This window comes from Limnospira indica PCC 8005 (genome assembly GCF_000973065.1).
GTDB classification, from domain to species: domain Bacteria; phylum Cyanobacteriota; class Cyanobacteriia; order Cyanobacteriales; family Microcoleaceae; genus Limnospira; species Limnospira fusiformis.
Window position 1 is genome coordinate 1,909,571 of sequence record NZ_FO818640.1, and the last position, 19,924, is coordinate 1,929,494.

General features: G+C 44.0%; 15 protein-coding genes. 6 read left to right on the plus strand and 9 right to left on the minus strand.

The window, feature by feature from the left end; all coding sequences use genetic code 11:
• Nucleotides 1-36 precede the first annotated feature (36 nt).
• Nucleotides 37-789, plus strand: a complete 753-nt coding sequence (locus tag XZ46_RS08440) for a DUF4079 domain-containing protein (RefSeq protein ID WP_048895006.1) — start codon at nucleotides 37-39, stop codon at nucleotides 787-789.
• Here XZ46_RS08440 and XZ46_RS08445 read toward each other — a convergent pair.
• Together XZ46_RS08445 and cobA are read right to left on the minus strand one after the other, a co-directional pair.
• Nucleotides 776-1,960 carry a HEAT repeat domain-containing protein gene (locus tag XZ46_RS08445; RefSeq protein ID WP_228116514.1) on the minus strand — a complete coding sequence of 395 codons (1,185 nt, stop codon included), beginning with the start codon at nucleotides 1,958-1,960 and terminating at the stop codon, nucleotides 776-778. The genes XZ46_RS08440 and XZ46_RS08445 overlap by 14 nt on opposite strands.
• A gap of 14 nt (nucleotides 1,961-1,974) precedes the next feature.
• Complete coding sequence (gene cobA, locus XZ46_RS08450; RefSeq protein WP_006620466.1) at nucleotides 1,975-2,760, minus strand: uroporphyrinogen-III C-methyltransferase; 786 nt, start codon at nucleotides 2,758-2,760, stop codon at nucleotides 1,975-1,977.
• A gap of 268 nt (nucleotides 2,761-3,028) precedes the next feature.
• Between cobA and XZ46_RS08455 the strand changes: the two genes are divergently transcribed.
• From XZ46_RS08455 to XZ46_RS08475, 5 genes are all read left to right on the plus strand, one after another.
• Nucleotides 3,029-4,582 carry a ferredoxin--nitrite reductase gene (locus tag XZ46_RS08455; protein ID WP_008049634.1) on the plus strand — a complete coding sequence of 518 codons (1,554 nt, stop codon included), beginning with the start codon at nucleotides 3,029-3,031 and terminating at the stop codon, nucleotides 4,580-4,582.
• Between the two features lie 122 nt (nucleotides 4,583-4,704).
• Nucleotides 4,705-5,370, plus strand: coding sequence for a Uma2 family endonuclease (locus XZ46_RS08460; protein WP_008049641.1), 666 nt, complete (start codon nucleotides 4,705-4,707; stop codon nucleotides 5,368-5,370).
• A gap of 66 nt (nucleotides 5,371-5,436) precedes the next feature.
• Complete coding sequence (locus tag XZ46_RS08465; protein ID WP_008049642.1) at nucleotides 5,437-6,891, plus strand: dihydrolipoyl dehydrogenase family protein; 1,455 nt, start codon at nucleotides 5,437-5,439, stop codon at nucleotides 6,889-6,891.
• Nucleotides 6,892-6,915: 24 nt separating this feature from the next.
• Nucleotides 6,916-7,569 (plus strand): HAD family hydrolase, encoded by a 654-nt coding sequence (locus XZ46_RS08470; RefSeq protein WP_008049643.1) that lies wholly within the window; start codon nucleotides 6,916-6,918, stop codon nucleotides 7,567-7,569.
• A gap of 317 nt (nucleotides 7,570-7,886) precedes the next feature.
• The gene (locus tag XZ46_RS08475; protein WP_006620460.1) at nucleotides 7,887-8,279 is read left to right on the plus strand and encodes a response regulator; all 393 of its coding nucleotides are present in this window, start codon (nucleotides 7,887-7,889) and stop codon (nucleotides 8,277-8,279) included.
• Here the strand turns inward: XZ46_RS08475 and cheB are convergent.
• From cheB to XZ46_RS08510, 7 genes are all read right to left on the minus strand, one after another.
• Complete coding sequence (gene cheB, locus XZ46_RS08480) at nucleotides 8,269-9,405, minus strand: chemotaxis-specific protein-glutamate methyltransferase CheB (protein WP_006620459.1); 1,137 nt, start codon at nucleotides 9,403-9,405, stop codon at nucleotides 8,269-8,271. The genes XZ46_RS08475 and cheB overlap by 11 nt on opposite strands.
• 95 nt (nucleotides 9,406-9,500) lie before the next feature.
• Complete coding sequence (locus XZ46_RS08485) at nucleotides 9,501-12,062, minus strand: hybrid sensor histidine kinase/response regulator (RefSeq protein WP_008049644.1); 2,562 nt, start codon at nucleotides 12,060-12,062, stop codon at nucleotides 9,501-9,503.
• Nucleotides 12,063-12,090: 28 nt separating this feature from the next.
• On the minus strand, nucleotides 12,091-13,497 hold the full coding sequence (locus XZ46_RS08490; RefSeq protein WP_008049645.1) for a methyl-accepting chemotaxis protein: 1,407 nt from the start codon (nucleotides 13,495-13,497) through the stop codon (nucleotides 12,091-12,093).
• Nucleotides 13,498-13,586: 89 nt separating this feature from the next.
• A complete protein-coding gene (locus tag XZ46_RS08495; protein ID WP_008049646.1) occupies nucleotides 13,587-15,041 on the minus strand; it encodes a HAMP domain-containing methyl-accepting chemotaxis protein in 1,455 nt (484 codons plus the stop codon).
• Nucleotides 15,042-15,208: 167 nt separating this feature from the next.
• Entirely contained in the window at nucleotides 15,209-16,348 is a 1,140-nt protein-coding gene (locus tag XZ46_RS08500) for a chemotaxis protein CheW (RefSeq protein WP_006669641.1), read from the minus strand.
• Between the two features lie 20 nt (nucleotides 16,349-16,368).
• The gene (locus tag XZ46_RS08505; RefSeq protein ID WP_006620454.1) at nucleotides 16,369-17,925 is read right to left on the minus strand and encodes a CheR family methyltransferase; all 1,557 of its coding nucleotides are present in this window, start codon (nucleotides 17,923-17,925) and stop codon (nucleotides 16,369-16,371) included.
• A 180-nt stretch (nucleotides 17,926-18,105) separates the two neighbouring features.
• Complete coding sequence (locus XZ46_RS08510; protein ID WP_006620453.1) at nucleotides 18,106-19,884, minus strand: R3H domain-containing nucleic acid-binding protein; 1,779 nt, start codon at nucleotides 19,882-19,884, stop codon at nucleotides 18,106-18,108.
• Nucleotides 19,885-19,924 lie beyond the last annotated feature (40 nt).

Here is a 19,924-nt window from a genome sequence, read left to right on the forward strand (position 1 = left end):
GTTTGATAATTGCAAATTGTTTTCGGAGACTTGGAAATGCAGCTAATCGATTTCATGAGTTTGATTCATCCATTTCTAGCCATAGTTGTCGTATTTCCCATAATTGGAATTTCTACCCACATGGCTTGGCAAACTCGTCAGCGTCGCCTACAAACCCTAGAAAAAGGAAGCACAAGTCGCATTCCCCCAATGGTAGGTCGGGAACACTTAAAAATGGGGCGTTGGCTGACCGGAACCGTCGTAGGAGTGACCCTGATTGCTTTAGCGTATTCCATTGGATTTAAGGGGGTATTTAAGGAACTTTCTGATGAGAATATGTTTGAGGCTATTTTTATAGTTTTAATCTTTATCGGAACGATCGCCTCCTTAGTTTTTCTGTACCGCGCTAATGCTAATCAACCCCTGTGGCGGGGTGTTTTTGCCACCTTAACTGGGGCAGGATTAGTAATTTTGGGAGCGCAAGATGGGGTATTTCGCCGAGGTTATGAATGGCACGTCTCCCATTACTATTATGGTATTACTTCCTCTTTATTGATGATTTTTGCCTTGGCAATTGTTCCCGATATTTACAAATCCTACAAATGGCGCATGGCTCATACCATACTTAATTGTATAGCCTTATTGCTATTTATAGGACAGGGATTTACCGGGTCTCGCGATTTGTTGGAAATACCCCTGAGTTGGCAACTAGACCATCTGAGAAAGTGCGATTGGGGCGCGCAAACTTGCCCTAATAATTCCCAGTCTCGCACACCGGAAGAGTTGATAATTCAGGCTATGTCGAAATAGTCTCTAATTGTCGGATAGCAGCGATCGCATGAAATTTGACACTATCATTAACATCCGTTTTGAGGACTTGCAGAACCTCCATAGTTTTGGCATCTCCTAACTGACCTAAAGCGTAAGCTACAGCCTGTTTAATCCGTGTTTCGCTGAGGCTAGGATGTTCGGTTCTGAATAAATCTAGCAACATTTGACCCGCCTGATTTTTGAGATTAGCAGTTTTTAAGCGACCTAACAACTGGATAGTTTCCAGGATAACTGTTTCGTGAAAACCTGATATACATTGAGCAATGCAGTCTAAACCTGCTGAACTTTCCATCCAAATTAACGCTTTAATACAGGCAATTTGTAAAGGAATTGGGGTCAGCGAAGATTGTAAAATTGTTGATAGACTTTCAATAGCTGCATCCGTTTTTAAGCGCCCCAGAGCCATTGCGGCTTGCTGACAAACAGTGAGGTTAATATCATACAGTAATGGGTCTATAGACTCTACCAAGTGCCATTGTGTGGCTATATCTGACCGAAATCCTAAACTAATCACCGCTTCCGATCGCACTATGGCTGCATGGTCTTCTAGGGCATTAATTAAAGCCGGAATTACCCGATCATCCCGAAAACTTCCCAAGGTTTCAATGGCGATCGCCCTCACCTGGGGGTCGGGGTCTTCAACAACAGTTAACAGGGGAGAAATCACCTCGGAAATCCGAATTTGAGATAAGGAGCGCACACCCATAAGACGGGTTTTGGGGTCTTCTAAAAGAGTGGTTAAACTTGCTACCGTCTCCGGTCCTAAATTAGCTAAAGCACTAGCAGCGATCGCTATCAATTCATCATCAGCATCGCTACTGAGGAAATTCACCAAACAGGCGATCGCTTCTGGGGTATGAAAATCGCCTAAAATTCGCCCCGCAAACCATCTATATTCTAGATCTGCTGCTTCATCCTCGAAAATTTCTATCAACCGCACACAGGCTGATTTACCCAATTTCGGCAACAGTTTAGCTACATCCCAACGGGTGTGAAAATCTCCATATTGTAAAGCGGTTAAAGCTAAAGCGATCGCCTCTTCCCAGCCATCATTTTCCCCACTCACACCAAACTGTTGTAGGCAATAAACAACCTGAGACCAATCTTGATTATCACTAGCAACCTTAGCCAAATTAACCAATTCATTCATATCATCAAATTCCATTATTTAGTGATGATTTTCAGAGGTACAGGACGACATCCAGACAGAACATTATTTAAGCCAACCACCTCACCAATAACAGCAATAGCTGGCGCTTCAAAACCCGTATTTTCAACCTGTTCAATAATAGTGGCTAAAGTACCTTGTAATTCCTCCTGGTGCGGACAAGTTCCCCAACGAATTAAAGCTATGGGAGTTTGGAGGCTTAAACCACCAGCCACCAAAGCCTCAATAATATTACCCAAATTCTGAACCCCCATATAAATAACAATAGTTTCAGAACCCTTAGCAATAGCCCCCCAATTAACCTCTGGGCGATACTTTCCCGCCGCTTCATGACCTGTTACAAAAGTCACAGAAGAACTATAATCACGGTGAGTTAAAGGAATCCCCGCATAAGCTGGCGCGGCAATACCAGAAGTCACACCCGGAACCACCTCTACCGGAACTCCCGCCGCGATTAAAGCCTCCATTTCCTCCCCACCACGACCAAAAACAAATGGATCGCCGCCTTTTAAACGTACAACTACCCCATGAGTTTGGGCTTGCTCAATCATTAATTGTGTCGTTTCCTCTTGAGGTAAAGAATGGCGACCCCGACGCTTTCCGGCATGGATTTTTTCAGCCTTGGGGTTAATCATTGCTAAAATTTCTTCACTCACCAAAGCATCATAAATAACCACATCCGCTGATTCAATCAAAACCTTGCCTTTTAATGTCAGCAAACCCGGATCACCAGGCCCTGCACCCACTAAATACACCTTGCCAATAGCTTGATTTTTTTCCATAATTGCACCTCGTTAATTAATTACTAAATAATACCCAGACATTAGATAAGTTTAAACTTTCGGTCATCAGGTTGATGAACCCAAATTATGGTGAATTTCCCCGTAATTTGGTATTCAAAAATACTAAAATCTGATTAATATGCGTTTTTTACATATTATATATGCAATAACTGCAAACTCTTGGATTTTATGTATCTTAAACTACAAATTATCACTGATTCTGAATTTAATCTACAAATCATTGTTAACCTCAGTTATAGATAAACTCATGGTTGTCGCCTCTGAACCCAAAGTCAAACTCAATAAAATCGAAAAAGCTAAAGCTGATAAAGATGGATTAGCTGTTAAAGACGAGTTAGAATATTTTGCCAAAATCGGTTGGGAAGCCATGGATAAAACCGATTTAGAAATGCGTCTTAAATGGCTGGGGGTGTTCTTCCGACCTGTTACTCCCGGTAAATTTATGTTGAGATTACGGATTGCTAATGGTACTCTCAACAGCGCACAAATGAGGGTATTAGCCGAAATTGTCCAACGCTATGGAGATGATGGTAGCGCCGATATTACTACCCGCCAAAATATCCAATTACGCGGTATTCGTTTGGAAGACCTCCCGGATATTTTTGCCCAAATGAAAGCTATAGGAATGACCAGCATTCAATCGGGTATGGATAATGTTCGCAACCTGACGGGTTCTCCCATTGCTGGTATTGACCCGGATGAATTGTTCGACACCCGAGAATTGTTGCAAAAATTGGAGAGTGTAATCACCAATCAAGGTGAGGGTAATTATGCTTTTTCTAACCTTCCCCGTAAATTCAATATTGCTATTGAAGGGGGACGAGATAATTCCATTCATGCTGAAATTAATGATTTGGCTTTTGTGCCTGCTTATCGCGATCGCATATTAGGATTTAATGTCCTCGTAGGTGGGTATTTATCCGCACAACGTCAGGTGGAAGCTGTGCCGATTAATGTTTGGGTTCCTGCTAACGATGATGTGATTAAACTTTCCATCGCTATCCTAACAGTTTACACCCAAAATGGTCTCTCTGAAGGATTGCGGGAAAATCGCCAACGGGCACGTTTGATGTGGTTGGTGGATAAATGGGGCGTAGAAGGCTTCCGGGCTAAGGTGGAGGAAGAATTTGGTCAAACTCTCGCACCAGCCGCCTTAAAGGATGAAATAACCCAGGATAAGAAAGATTATTTGGGTGTTCACCCCCAGAAACAACAGGGATATAAGTTTGTTGGGTTGCACGTTCCGGTGGGGCGTTTATCCGCAGACCAAATGTTTGAAGTAGCCCGTTTGGCGGAGGTTTATGGCGAGGGAGAAATTCGCCTGACGGTTGAGCAAAATTTGATTATTCCTTATATTTCGGAGGATAAATTAGAGGCGTTTTTGGCAGAACCTTTGTTAGAGATTTTCTCGATTAATCCTGCCCCTTTGACTCGATCGCTTGTCTCTTGTACGGGAAATAATTATTGCAATTTTGCTTTGATTGAAACTAAACAACGGGCTTTAAAATTAGCTCGAGAACTTGATGAGGAGTTGGAAATAAGCGATCGCGTTCGTATTCACTGGACTGGTTGCCCTAACTCTTGCGGACAGCCGCAAGTGGCTGATATCGGTTTCATCGGTACTAAAGCCCGTAAAGATGGTAAAACAGTGGAAGGTGTTGATATCTATACCGGCGGAAAAGTAGGTCATGAGGCTGAGTTGGGAAGTCGTTTAGAAAAGGGTGTAGCTTGCGATGACCTCAAGCCAATTATCCGGGATTTATTAATTCAAAAGTTTGGCGCACGTCCTAAAAATCCATAATTATCTCAGCACCATGTCTAGCCCTATAGCCCATGGTGCTGTCTATCTCACCCTATAGCCAACAGCCACAGCTATGATATAATGAATCAAAGAAATATCATCATAGCCATGATGACAAGTCTATGACAAGCACTCAAGACAAAATCACGGTCATTTATCCCGAATCCGATGGCAATCCTATGTCAGATAATACTAAACAATTTCGCTGGATTGTTGTTATTAAAGAAAACCTAGAAATCTTGTTTGATGATGATCCTAATGTGTTTGTGGCTGGAGACTTACTCTGGTATCCTCAGCAGGGTGATAATAAAATACGTCAAGCCCCTGATACGATGGTAGTATTTGGGCGACCTAAAGGCGATCGCGGTTCCTATCAACAATGGGAAGAAGGTAACATACCACCACAAGTGGTTTTTGAAATTCTTTCACCGGGAAATCGCTTGAAAGAAATGGCGAGAAAATTTAAGTTTTATGAACAATATGGGGTTGAAGAATACTATATTTTAGACCCCGATCGCCTAGATTTCAACGGTTGGCTGCGTAGTAGTGATGGGACTCTCGAAGTGATCGACGAACCGGAAAATTGGACGAGTCCCCGCTTAGGTATCCGGTTTGAATTGAAAGACGGAAACTTTACGATTTATCGCCCAGACGGTGAACGATTCCTTACACCCACCGAATTGGCTAAACAGGTGCAAACTGAACGCCAAAGGGCTGAAGCCGCCGAGGACAGGGTGCGTGAATTAGAAGAACGTTTGCGACAGCTAGAAGGCGATCGCCATAATTAATCTATATTTTTTGGGGTAAAATTGGGTAAAATCTGAAGATATGATAATAATTCCGTCTTACCCAAAATGCTCGATTATGATGTAGTTATCATTGGTGGCACTTTAGCCGGACGTAAAGCCGCTATAAACGCCTCTAAAATGCAGGGTCGGGTAGCACTATTGGAACCTGACCCACCCCCTGTTCCTGGTCAAATTCTTGGGGCTAACAGACACCACCCCCTTTTACAGATAGCTAAGGTAGCTAAACAAATGCGCCAGGTGTCACAATTCGGCATCGGTTGGGAAACCGCCGATCGCACCCTACCAGAAAATATTTTGATACAGTGGGACTCTAGTTGTCAATGGAGTGAATATATCACCACTAACCTAGAAAGTATTTATTCTCCGGCGGCGATCGCTTCTTTGGGGGTAGATATGATTTTTGGGGTAGGGGAATTTATTAGAGAACCTCGGCTGGCTTTGAAGGTCAATAATCGAATTTTGCGATCGCGTACTTTTTTACTGGCTATGGGTTCCCAACCCCAAATTCCCGACATAGAAGGATTGACTCTTACCGGATATTTCACCGCCGATACTCTTCATAAAATTACCAAAATTCCTAATCATGTTGCCCTCATTGGCGGCGACCCTAGCGCTGTGGAATTAGCCCAAATATTTAGGCGTTTGGGAAGTGATGTTACCATCATAGTTCGCAGTAACCACATACTACCGAGAGCAGAACCCCACACCGCTTTTTTGCTGCAATCTTTGTTAGAAGCTGAAGGGGTGCGGGTGCTGACTAAAACCCCTGTGATTCAGGCTAAACAAATTGATGATACCAAATGGATACAAGCCGGAAATAAGGCGATCGAAGTTGATGAAATTATCCTAGGTATCGGTCGTCAGCCTAATTTGTGTGGCTTAAATTTGGATGATATCGGAGTTCAATTTATTGGGGGTTATTTGCAGCTAAACTCCCGAAGGCAAACCACTAATCATCGAGTTTATGCTTGTGGAGAATTGGCGGGGGGTTATCCTATGCCTCATCTAGCTGAATATGAAGCCCAAATCGCCATAAAAAATGCCCTATATTTACCCATATTTCAGGTCAGTTATGATCATGTTCCTTGGGTGATTTTTACTGACCCACCTTTAGCTAGGGTCGGTTTGACTGAAACTCAGGCACGACGGCGCTATGGAGACCGGGTACAAGTTAGCCGCCAGATGTTTAAACAGGTTCCTAAAACTCAAATTTTGGGGGAAATTATGGGTTTTTGTGAGTTGGTCGGACATTCTGATGGTCGGCTTTTGGGGGCTACTATTTTCGGGGTTGGCGCTGATGAGATCATTAATTTTTTGGCGATCGCTATTCAAAAACGTATTACCATCAATGCGATCGCTAATTTTACCCCTCCCTGGCCAACTCTTACCGGGATAATTTCCCCAACCGCCGCCGCTTGGGTTCATCAACGACATCGAAACCAAAAATTTTGGTATAATACCCTAGAAAATATCTTTCACTGGCGCAGGTCTAATAATTAATTACTCAGATAGTGGATTTACATCATGCTGAAAGCGATTATTTTTGACTTAGATGGGACTCTGGCTAATACCGACCCTATTCATTATCAGACTTGGGTTGATGTCCTCAAAAATTATGATCTGGAAATTAACCCGGATTTTTATCGAGCTAACATTAGCGGACGTTTAAACCCTGATATTGTCCGGGATATTCTCCCGCAACTTTCCCCCGCAAAAGGGCAGATTTTGGCTGACCAAAAAGAAGCTATATTTCGTGAAATTGCCGGGAATTTAAAACCTTTACCCGGTTTAACCAAGTTGTTGGCTTGGATACAAAAACAGCAACTGCAAACTGCTATTGTTACTAATGCGCCTAGGGAAAATGCCGCCTTTATGCTGAAGGTTTTAAACTTGGTTGATTATTTCCAGACCGTTATTGTCTCTGAAGATGTCGGGGTGGGTAAGCCTGACCCGAAACCTTACCAGGTCTGTTTACAACAGTTGAATATATCCCCTCAAGATGCTATCGTTTTTGAGGATTCTACCTCCGGAATTAGATCAGCCGTTGCTGCTGGAATAACTACTATTGGTGTCGCCTCTACCCATGACCCCCAGATCTTAAAAAATTTCGGCGCAACTTATGTCATTGAGGATTTTAATAATCCCCAGTTATGGCAGGATTTGGGCAATTGTAAATAGTTGTAAATAATGCTTGACTTTGTGCTTGACTTTACTTATGCTTTTATCATAATGGGATATTGGCGAGATTCCAAATCAGGCACACATCTAATTTTTTAATATATTATAGTTTGATGTTACCAAAATCGTGAGCAATAGTCAACCTTTTTTGGGGGGGGAATTTTCAGATTTAACTTTTTTTTAATATTACAGTTAACAGTTGCCAGGTAAGCGATCGCCTGGGGGGGGGTAGTTTAAACACAGCACAACGATATAAACTAATAGTATAGCTCAATCGTGAGTCGGGGTCTGCCGCGTCACGGAGGGAAAGATAATCAATGTCTGTTAATCAAAGTAGTCAACAAGCAACCGTCCTAGCAGTAGATGACAGTACAGTTATGCAGGGCCTAGTCAAACAAGCCCTATCTAATACTTATAACGTTTTGCTGGCTGATAATGCCGTCGATGCCTTATCAGTTATATATCATAACAAAGTTTCCGTGCTACTGCTAGATGTATCGATGCCAGGAATAGATGGATTAGAACTATGTCGGACAATTCGGAGTATCCCGCAATTTCAGGCATTGCCAATTATTATGCTAACAGCCCGAGACGGGGCCTTTGATAAAGTGCAGGGGCGACTAGCCGGGGCCACAGAATACCTAACCAAGCCTTTTGATGCCCAGAAATTGTGCGAGGTAATTGATTCGGTATTGAACGTTAAGACTTGATGCCCAAATTAATCATATTTAAAATCAAGGGAGCGATCGCCTCTACCGGGAGAATGTGGCTCGCCGCCCCCAGAGCGATCGCTTCTCGGGGCATTCCAAAAACCACACAGCTTTCCTCATTTTGAGCGATAGTGATACCGCCCCATTGTGTAATTTCCATCATTCCCTCAGCCCCATCGCGGCCCATACCCGTTAATAATACTCCCAGAGTGTGACTACCGTAGAAATTAGCCACAGACTTCATAGTTGCGGTCACCGAAGGTCGATGTCCCCCCAAAGCCGGACTAGAAGAATACAAAAACCGACCATTGCGATCGATTTCCAGGTGTTTCCCCTCCGGGGCGAAATAGACATTTCCCCGTTGAGGCAAATCTCCTGCCTGAGCAATTTTAACCGATATAGAACACTGACAATTCAACCAATTGACCAATCCCTGCAAAAACCCCTCACTAATATGTTGAACACAGATAATCGGAACCGGGAGCTGAGGGGAAAACTGAGTCAGAAGGGTATGGAGAGCCTGGGGTCCTCCCGTAGAGGCACCAATCACCACCACCCGAACAGATTGAGAGCGATGGGGTGAAGTCTTTTTCTGAGGGGAAAAAGAAGTTTTCTGAGGAGTAGGAACCGCCACCGGACTATTAACTCTGCTCCCCGAATAGGATGGACTCGCCGCCGGGGAAGTCGCCTTAACAGTAGCCCCCCGTCGATGCTTAGTAAACACCTTAACCCCAGCCAGAACTCTAATTTTATGGATCAGTTCCCTACCCGCTTGCTGATAGTCAGAAGCCAGCCCAGTTTTCGGCTTAGGAAAAACATCAACCGCCCCCGCATTGAGAAGTTGAAACACATTGTAAGTATCCTCAGCCTGGACAGATGCACTAATTACCAGAATCGGCTTAGGGAAATTAGCCATCACCTCTCCAGTAAATTCCAGGCCATCCATGTGAGGCATATGTAAATCTGTGCAAATCACATCTGGCTGCAATTGAGGAATTAAAGACAAAGCCTCCAAACCGCTGCGAGCAGTACCCACAACCAGAATATCGTTGCATTCAGCCAAAATGCGTTTGAGAATAATCAGAGCAACTGGGGAATCTTCCACCAGCAAAACTCGAATCGCCATGTTGATTTTGCGTGTGTTAAAATACCGGGTGGGTCTAGCGGTTACAGTATATGACCGCCAGCCAGACCAATGAGCTCATCCCCCGTTGGATGCAGTCAAACTAATCGGCTGAGAGTTTGCAGGAGGATATCCTGGTTAAATGAGCCTTTAGTGATGTAGGCATTAGCTCCCGCTTCAGCACCCCGGCGTTTATCGTCATCAGAAGCAAGAGATGTCACCAAGATAATTGGTAACTCGCTATATTCTTGATGTTCGCGGATTTTGGCAGTGAATCCCAAACCATCTAAATTAGGCATTTGGATGTCGGAGATTACCGCATCAAAGGAGCGAGTTTTGAGTTTATTTAATCCGTCTAGTCCATCGACTGCTGTAACCACCTCATAACCTGCTGCTTCCAAAATACGCTTTTCTTGAGTGCGAGTAGCAATGGAGTCCTCCACTAATAGAATAACAGATGGGCGATCGCTTTCTAAATCCAACTCATCTGAATCAGAAAGACTAATAGAAGCCGAGGATTTCCAATTTTTCCGCACCGAGCGAATCATATCTTGGGGATTAAGCACCATACACACTTCCCCCGTGCCCAAAATAGTCGCCCCAGCAACGTTCCTTACTCGTCGCAGTAGTTGGCTTTGGGGCTTGAGGACAACATCTTGTTCATCAATAAGCGTGTCAACGAATAGGCCTAGTCGATTTTCCCCCATCCTTAGAATTATACAAGATCTAGCCTTCGATGGTTGAGATTGATTTCGGTCATGGCTCAGATTAGCTTCCCAGGGTCTGACATTTTCCCTCAGCCTTACCGATAGCATATCCCCTGTTGTTTCTCGTTCCGACTCATCTCGCTGAGACTTCCGTTGGTGATTCCAACCCCTGATAGCATTACGGTTAGATTGCAATTCTAGCAAGTCCACTAAACACATCACCGACACAGGTTGGTCATCAAAAAGAATCGTATCTCGACCCTCAATGGCAAAAATATCCGCATCATCCACCAATAGGGTAGTTTGCACATACTCTACAGGAATCGCATAGGAAATGCTATCAACCGCCACAATCAACACATGGGCTGTAGCCAGGGTAGTTCCCAATTGAATGCGGAAAGTAGATCCCCTTCCAGAGGTCGAATCAACGTTAATCGTCCCTTTGAGGTGTTCAACATTAGTCCTAACCACATCCATACCCACACCCCGCCCCGAAACCTCTGTCACCGATTTACGGGTAGAAAAACCGGGAGTAAAAATCAACGCTTGAATTTGTGGGATAGTCATTCCCACCAATTCTTCTGGCTGACAAATTCCCCGTTTAATGGCGGTTTGTTTAATTTGCTCAATATCTAAACCTCGGCCATCATCGCTCACCTCAATCACCACACTGGTAGCCGTTTGATATCCCCGTAGGCGGATAGTCGCCTTGGGTGGTTTTGCCCTTTTTTGACGTTCCGTGGGAGTTTCTATGCCATGATCAACAGCATTACGCAAAATGTGCATTAGGGGGTCTTTCATCTCCTCTAGGATGCGTTTATCCGCCCTAGTTTCGCCGCCCTCAATTACCAATTCTATCTGTTTATTCTGTTCCCTAGCTAAATCCCGCACCATGCGCGGAAATAGGTTAAATATCGTCGATAGGGGTAACAGTCGCAGGGTACGCACTCCCTCTTCTAGTTCGTCAGAAATTAAATCCAGACGAGCCATATCTTCATAGATGGAAGTTCTTAGCTGATTGACTAATGTGCTAAGAACCTCTAAGCGATCGCCTGTTCTTTGGTGGTAACTTTGTAATTGTCCCATCGTACCCTTACCATTAGATAAACCCTCCTTAGCTTCCAGGTCATGGAGAGCAAATCTATTGATAAAAGCATCCCGACTCCATTCTTCCAATAGGTTGGTAATTTCCTCAATTTCTGCTAACCTATGGGCAATGCGAATTTTAGTTACCGTCAACTCTCCCGTTTGAGTCATCAGAGCATCCAGGTTTCGTGTCGCTACCCGAATTGTCTCAATTTTATAGGTCGAACTAGGGACAACTGCTCGACTAGCAGGGGCTGGATTTTCTACTTCAATAATTGGACTAGCCCCTTGTTCCGGGTTCTCTGGGGTTTGCTCATCCTTCCTGAAACCATCTAGCGGGGCTGGTGTTTCTTCCGTCTCTGGGATAGTTTCCGCCTCTTCCTCCTCGTCTTCCGTGGTTGTTGGCGCTGTCAGGTTCTCATCCCCAGAGTCATCAGAATCAGCTACAGCAGCCGTCTCGGTCTCTGTGGGTGGCGTAGTTTCCCCTTCTGGCTTCGCCCCCATTAAATTCGCTAACACATAAAAAGCATTAATCCCCGAAGGCTCCCCAGTAACAGCTTCTGTCACCAGTTTCCGAATTGCATCAAGTCCTTGACCCATGCGATCGCTCATTTCATGGGAAAACGTATCCTCTCCCCTATTTATAGCCCCTAACAGGTGTTCTAGTTGGTGAGCCAGGGTAGAAACATCCTTAACCCCCAACATTCCCGCATCTCCCTTCAAACTGTGAGCTTCCCGCAGCAGTTCATCTATTTTCCCCTTATCGTGAGGGTTTTGTTCTAGGTACAGAAAACCATCATCAAGTTTTTGTAAATGTTCCTCACTGGCAATTTTAAAGACTTCCCGCAATTCGTCATCTTCAATCATGGTAATTTCTCCTAGCCATAAACTCTTGCTAAACCAGATTTTTTAAGCCCTGGGCGGTATTATTAAGTTGCTCAGTACCTGCTCGACTTTGAGCCAAACCGTTCGCTGTTTCTTGCGCCGCAGTATTTAGGCTATTCATCGCATCAATCACCTGCTCTACCGCCATCGCCTGTTGTTTAGTATTCAGAGAAATTTGTTGAATATTCACCGCCACATCATTGATAGAAACGATAATTTTTTCCACAGCCTTCGTCCCCTCTTCCGTTACTATCACAGTAGAATTAGCCGAATTTTGAATATCAGCAATTAGAGAGCCAATTTTTTCCGCCGACTTGCGACTTTGATCAGCTAATTTGCGGATTTCACTAGCCACCACCCCGAAACCTTTACCATGTTCCCCTGCTCTGACCGCTTCCACCGAAGCATTCAAAGCCAGCATATTAGTTTGATTAGCTAAATCACTAACCAAATTAGTAATATTATATATCTGGCTGAGGTTTTCACTCAAACGCAGGATTTGAGCCTGAACCTGTGACATTTTTTCCCGCAAACTCGGACTACCATCTAATGTATCTTCTTGGCGATTACTTCCCGCCAAAGCCAGCACCTGACGCGCTCCCGAAGACGCAGCAGAAGCCTGTTCAGAACACTGACGGGAGGAAGCCCCCAACTCATCCATACTCGTGCTAGTTTCATTCACAGAAGCAGCCTGTTGAACAGCCACCCTTTCCTGTTCTTCAATAGTAGTAGCAATCTCCGTAGCTGCTAGGGCGATGTTATTGGCTTCTTGGGTAATTTTCTGAACAATAGTAGTGATAATCCAACTTCCTAAAATAATCGAAACTATCACCGCTAGACCAATACTAACCCACACAGATGATAACAGATTATTCAGAGCTTGGCTTTGGCTGGCTACTCGCATATTTACCAGTTCCGCTTCCCGACTCTTCATCTGATCAATTAACTTAGCAGTATCCTCAGCAACTCTGATCCCTATGCCATTTGCTATCCAGGTTTGACGAGCTGCTTCTATGTCACCAGCCCCTACTATTTGGATTAGACCCTCGTGAAATTCGACTAAATCATCATACTGTTTCCGAATTTCCTCCATGGTTTTAAGTTGATTTTCATCAGTCATAGTTTCTGTTAACGAACCTATGATTTGATTAGCATCATTTTTGGCTTGATTCCAGCTATTTATAGATGTAGGATTGTTGGCAATCAAATAGCCTCTCAGGGTTCTGGACATAGCCTGAAGATTCCAGGATATCTCAGCAATATCTTCAGCTATTTGACGAGATACATTTAGTTGCTGGGCTTCGCTTTGCACCCGACCGACGTTAACAGAAACCACCGTGGCACTAGCAATCATCAGGAATATGGGAATAGTATATCCTCCCACAATCCAGTATCTTAACTTTTTAAACATCAGCATTTTTCGTAACTCCTAAAAATGTTAAATAATCGTCAATCCGCTAAATTTACTGTCTGAATATCCCCGGTTTATGAATATTCAAATTATCCCTAAATAATGGACTCCAGCTCATCAGCTATATGTTTTAGCTGTTCCATGCCTTTTTTGGTTTGTCCGATACCATTGGCGGTTTCGTTGGCTCCCTGCTTTAGGGAATTCATGGCTTCCAAAACCTGATTAATGGCGAGGGTTTGTTGCTTAATATTCAGAGATATTTGTTGATTATTCACAACTACATCATTTACTGCTTCTTTGACACCTAAAAAGGCTTCGGCAGTTTTTTGGGCGACATCAACATTGGAGCGAACTGTTTTAGTTCCCTCTTCTGTGACCATCACGGTGGAATTAATCGCGGTCTGAATATCGGAAACTAAAGTACCGATTTTTTGGGCGGATTTCTGACTCTCATCAGCCAGTTTGCGGATTTCGGTGGCAACTACCCCAAAACCGCGACCATGTTCTCCGGCTCGTACTGCTTCAACAGCGGCATTTAGGGCTAACATATTAGTTTGATTAGCCAAATCAGCGACTAATTGGGAGATGTTACCAATTTGATTGGTCTGTTCACTGAGGCGGAGAATTTGTTGGGCTATTCCCTCTACTTTATCTTGGAGGGTTGCCATCCCTTCTAAGGTGCTATTAACTGCAGTTTGACCACTTTCGGACAGGGATAAAGCCTTTTTCGCTCCGGTGACGGCGGCTTCTGCTTGTTGGGTAGCGGCTTCGGAGGAGGCTCCTAATTCATCCATGGTGGAGGTGGTTTCGCTAACGGCTGCTGCTTGTTCTGTAGCAATGCGTTCATGTTGTTCTGTGGCGACAGCAATTTCTGTGGAACTCTCGGAAATAGCTTTAATGGTTTGTTTAAAGGTGTTAGCAATAGATTGGCTTAAAAAGTAACCTAGGGGAGAGGCGATTACTATGGAAAGTAAGATTAATAATCCAAATAATAACAGGGTTTCATTTAATACGGCGCGAGCTTTCTCCCTTTCGATTGAGGCTACCCGCAGTTGTAAATCAATTAACTCCTGAAGTCTGGCGGTGAGGGGGTCTATGACATCATATAATTGTCCGTCAAAGGCGGCTAAGTCTTCGGGATTGCCTCTTTGTAGGGCTTGTTGCAGTTCGGTAATGCGATTTTGGGCGGGAAGAAATAATCGGTCAATTTCGTTGACGAGTTCTCTTTCTTCTCGTGTTAATTCGGTGTTTTTATAACTTTCCCAGTTAGTGCTAATTGTTTCTATGGAACGATTAACAGTGTTTAAGGCTGCATTGGTGCTGATTAAGCCACTATTGGCTTTATTGACGGCATCAATTATCTGAATAGCATAGGCATCGGAGATATTTTTGATTTGCTGAAGGGGTATAACCCGATCATCATAGATAGTGCCAATGCGCGAATCGATGCGCCAGAATGAAAAAACCGAATAGCTACTTATAGCTAGGATGACTGTGGCGGGTATCAGGAAGAAACCGCAGTAAAGTTTGGTGGTTAATCTTTGCATCATGTTAGTAAAAATAGGCGCTGATTGGCATTGCTGTCTATAAATGGTCGAGGGTCGGAGGGTCGGCAACTGTGGCTAATCTGAAAAAATAGCTAAACTCTGATTATCACTACTATTTTACGCGGGAATATGCCAAACGATAGAGTTTTTATAATTAGTTAACAATTGGTTTATATTTCTTCATTAACTACCAGGGTTTCTTGGACTAGGATTTTTTCGAGGTCTAATAAACTCATCATCCGGTTTTGTGCTTGGGGATTTTGGCGATCGCGATAAATTGCTGTCCCTCGTAAATATTCATCTTGGGTAGAATGAACAGCGGCGGGAACTAGCTTAATAGCGGAGGGGTTTAGATAGGTGACATCAAAAATATCATTAACAATAATTCCGGCGACTACTTCACCAACTTGGACGATCGCGGCTTTTTGAGAATTACCGTTAATATCCATTGGTAGACCCAAAATTCCCCTAATATCAACCAAGGTGACAATTTCACCCCGCAGGTTCATATTACCGACGATATGAGGGGGCGTGCAAGGAATAGGGGTAACATTATGAATATCGGTAAATTCCCGAATAATCGAGAGATTTACGCCAAAGTATTCACCGTTTAAACCAATGACAGCCAAGGACATTAACCCGGACAATTCATCTTTCTCGGTCTTGCGCCTCAAATTCTCGGCACGTTCCCGAAAAATCTGCCTTTCTTCTGGTGTTGCGTCAGGACAGAAAGCGGGAATTTTACGGTTTTTGGGGACTGGATAATCATGGTCATCTCGATGAGTTTCACTCCCTAAACTATCTCGATGAGAATTACTGCGATCGGAGATAATTTCGGGACTATCAGATATAATATGATCCCGTAAAGATTCGGGATTTATGATCATAATAATCTGGTCTTCAATTTCGGCATATCCAGCGATCGCATGATGATGAGAGCCGGAACTATGGTAACTTGGTATTTCTACCATCATACTATAGGGAATCTTACTGGTTATATCCTCGGAGGAAATCATCTGCACTTCGCACACTTCATTCACCAAAATTCCCAACTTTTCATCACCTAACTGTAGGACAATAATAATATCATCAATTGCATAAGGATTTTGACTATATGCAAGTCCAAAATGAATATTTAAGTCAATGATTGATAATAGTTCACTGCGTAAATTCAGAATACCTACTAATTCGGGGGCTGCTTCGACAATGGGGGTGAGTTCAGGTAAGGAGAAAATCTCTTGAACTAAGAAGCCATCTACGCCATAATTCAATCCTCCCAACTTAAACATCAGATAAGGTTTAGTTTCCATAATTTTCAGTGCCTTATTTATTAATACAAAATCAGATTTAATTTTTGTTGGAGATAAGCCTTTAAGTCTCCTCCTAAAATTTCCCCTAAATAGGGTACAGGAAGATGAGCAGGAACTGTATTTAACAGGGATAATGCAGTTAAGTACAGTTTTTTGGCTTGGGGTAAATTTCCTTCCCTTTCGTGGACAGTTGCTAATTCGAGATGAGCGCAAATTGACGAAGCAGAAACATCGGATAAATAGATGATTCTTTTGGAGAAAATTTTAGCGTTTTGTAAGTCCCCTTGCTCCTGGGCAATGTGCAACAAAATATAATAAGGTTCAATGGACAATGACTGAATTTCCAAGGCTTTTTGACAATGTAAAATTGCCTGATCATGCTGTCCGCTATTGGCATAAATTTTCGCCATTAAATAATGAGCATCAAAATTTTGGGGATGGTTAGCGACAAATTCTTGAACTTTTTTGAGGGCTTCATTATAGGCTTTTTGGTTGATGAGCTTTTTGGCTTCTTCGAGGCTTTGACTAATGGCGATCGCCTGTTCTGATGCAGTGGGTATCGCGGAAATGGGTGGCGGTACAATCGATAAAGTCGAGAGATTACCTTGTTTCTGTTGACCGTGATTGGCGGGAGGTTGAGAAGGGGATGGTAAACGGCTACCATTGGGGTGATAATAGGCTCGATTTAGCAACGGGGATAAAGGCTGGCGATGGTTTAGGGAGACATTGGGGGAGGATACAGAGAGATTTTGGGGAGGTTTTTCCCGTTGATAAATCACGGACTCTGGAAAAATGCAGGCTTTAAACTCATCAAGTAATAATCCCTGAATTTCTGCATGGGCTGTCATCAGATACCCACCGGGCCTAAGTACCTGATAGAATTTTCTCAGAACCTGTACAATATAGGGTTTCTCGAAATAAACAAAAACATTTCTACATAAAATTAAATCGATTTTACCAAGACTGGCGATCGCATTGGTACAATTATCACTCACCAAGTTAAGTTTCAGGAACCTAACCAAACTTTTAGCGGCGGGATTAACTAACCAATTCTGTCCTTGGGGATAGAAATATTGACGTTGCACCTCGGGGTCAACCATGCGAAAAGACCAATGGCTATATACGCCATCTCTAGCGCGTTGTAGGGCGACTTCATTAACATCAGTTCCGGTAATCTCAATTAACCAATTTGACCAGTCTGGGAGCAACTGTTGCACTAAAATAGCTAAAGAGTAGGCTTCTTCCCCGGTAGAACATCCAGCACTCCACAAACGCAGAGTTTTAGAGGATTTTCGGGCGGCGATCAACTCGGGTAGTATGACCTCACGCAATAACTTAAACTGACCGCGATCGCGAAAAAAGTAGGTTTCCGTGGTGGTCAACAAAGGCATCAATTCCGACCATTCGGTTTGACTCTCGGTATTGGCGGCGGTGAGCAAATTATAGTATTCATTCAAACTAGAAAGATGTAGTTGCTGAACCCGTCGCCAAATTTTTTGGGAGAAAGTCCCATAATCCTGGGGTCGAATATGTAGCCCAGTCATGGTAGCAATTAGTTGAATAAGCTGTTGAATCATTGACCATTAAGTTAAGTTATTTGCCCAAACAACACTATCAAAGGCAAGAGGGAACAGTAGAGAGTGAATTAATTTTTCCTTAAACTTGCTAAAGTTGAAAGGGAAAATAGTTATATTTTAATTATCTATTGTAAACGGAGGCAACCCGAACAGGCTGCCTCTATAGTTGTGATGTGTTTGCTATGCTGGATAAATCCTGATCCGGCGGTTGGGTTCCTCGCCGAAACTGTTAGATTTCAGGCGATAGTGTTCGACCAGTTCATGCTGCATTTTTCGCACTTTTGGGGAACGAGGTAAAAGTTCCACAGGTTGACCCTTGGGAATGACAATTTCCTCTACTGCTAGTCTGGCTTCCTCTAAGGCTTCGAGTTCATCAGAGGAATTCCCGGAAGCAAACAGAGTCAGATCAGGAACTTCTGGAGTGCTAGGATCTGACCTGTGTAGTAACCGATGCAGAGCCTTAGCAATCTGAGGGGGACTGCCAGATTTAACGGTGTGAATGGGTATATGGCGATTTTTTGCCATTTGTCGCAGCTTGGACTGATTGCGAATATGCGATCGCAAAGCCAAGACGACATCAGCACTGTCAATATCCTTAGTCACCACCACAGGCAACATCAGAGTGCGAATCACCTGATCTATCTGATAGCGAGCGATCGCATAGGGATAGATATGCAGAGGCAAATCATCCTCATTAAATCCATTATCCCCCAGATCCAAACCATTGTCATCCCCCAATCCTTGACTATCAAAGGAGGCATTCAGCAACTGTTCAAATTCCTGGGTGGCGGGTTTATTTTCCGGCGCAGACCCTTCGCGAACAGTAGTGCTAGTGGGAAGTGGCATCATTTTCCCGGAAGCCCGCAGACCCCCCAAACCCGGTGCAGACAAAGGGGGTAAGGGTCGGGATGAACCAGTAGATGCTCCTGCTGGCACCGCATTCCGAGCGGCGGGGGTGCTATAACGTTCTTGGGTAACAGTGACTTCACCGCGATCGTTCATTTGTCTGACCTGTAAAGTCGGCTGCATTCCCCGCAGCAAACCATCAACAGTAGTTGATACCGACTCATGGACAACCCAACGTTCCCGTTCCAACATTTCTATGGCAATATCAAAAGTTGGGGGAGCCTTACGTTCCAAAACGGTTTTTTGAGAACCCCGCCGCCGTGCTTCATCATCTCCCAGAGTGACGGCTTGAATTCCGCCAATCAGATCTGCTAAAGTGGGGTTCTTCATCAGGTTTTCAATGCGGTTACCGTGGGCGGTTCCGATTAATTGCACACCCCGCTCGGAAATTGTGCGGGCGGCGAGGGCTTCCAATTCTGTGCCTATTTCGTCAATGACAATCACTTCGGGCATATGGTTTTCCACCGCCTCGATCATGACCTGATGTTGCAGTTCTGGACTGGCTACCTGCATACGTCTGGCTCGTCCAATGGCGGGGTGCGGAATATCTCCATCCCCGGCAATTTCGTTAGATGTATCGATAATTACGACCCGTTTATGGAGTTCATCAGCTAGGACGCGGGCAATTTCTCGCAGGGCAGTAGTTTTGCCGACACCAGGACGACCTAGCATCAAAATTGAGCCTCCGGTTTCTACCAAGTCTCGGATCATGCCGATTTTGCCAAATACGGCGCGACCAACTCGACAGGTTAAGCCGATAATTTTCCCGGTGCGGTTGCGAATGGCACTAATCCGGTGTAGGGTTTTTTCAATACCGGCTCGGTTGTCACCGCTAAACTCACCAATGCGGGATATGCAATGGCCCAAGTCATCCCAGGTAACAGGCTGTTGGGATAGGTATTCGGCATTGCTGGGAAAACGAGCCTCTGGGAGACGACCCAAATCCATAACTATTTCAATCAAACATTCGCGTTCTGGGTGGTTGATCAGGTTTTTTCGGACTGTTGGGGGAACAATATCAAGCAATCTGTTAAGGTCGTCTGTGATCTGCATACTTCTCAGGTTGAAGTGTTCAATCAATAGGGTGAGAACT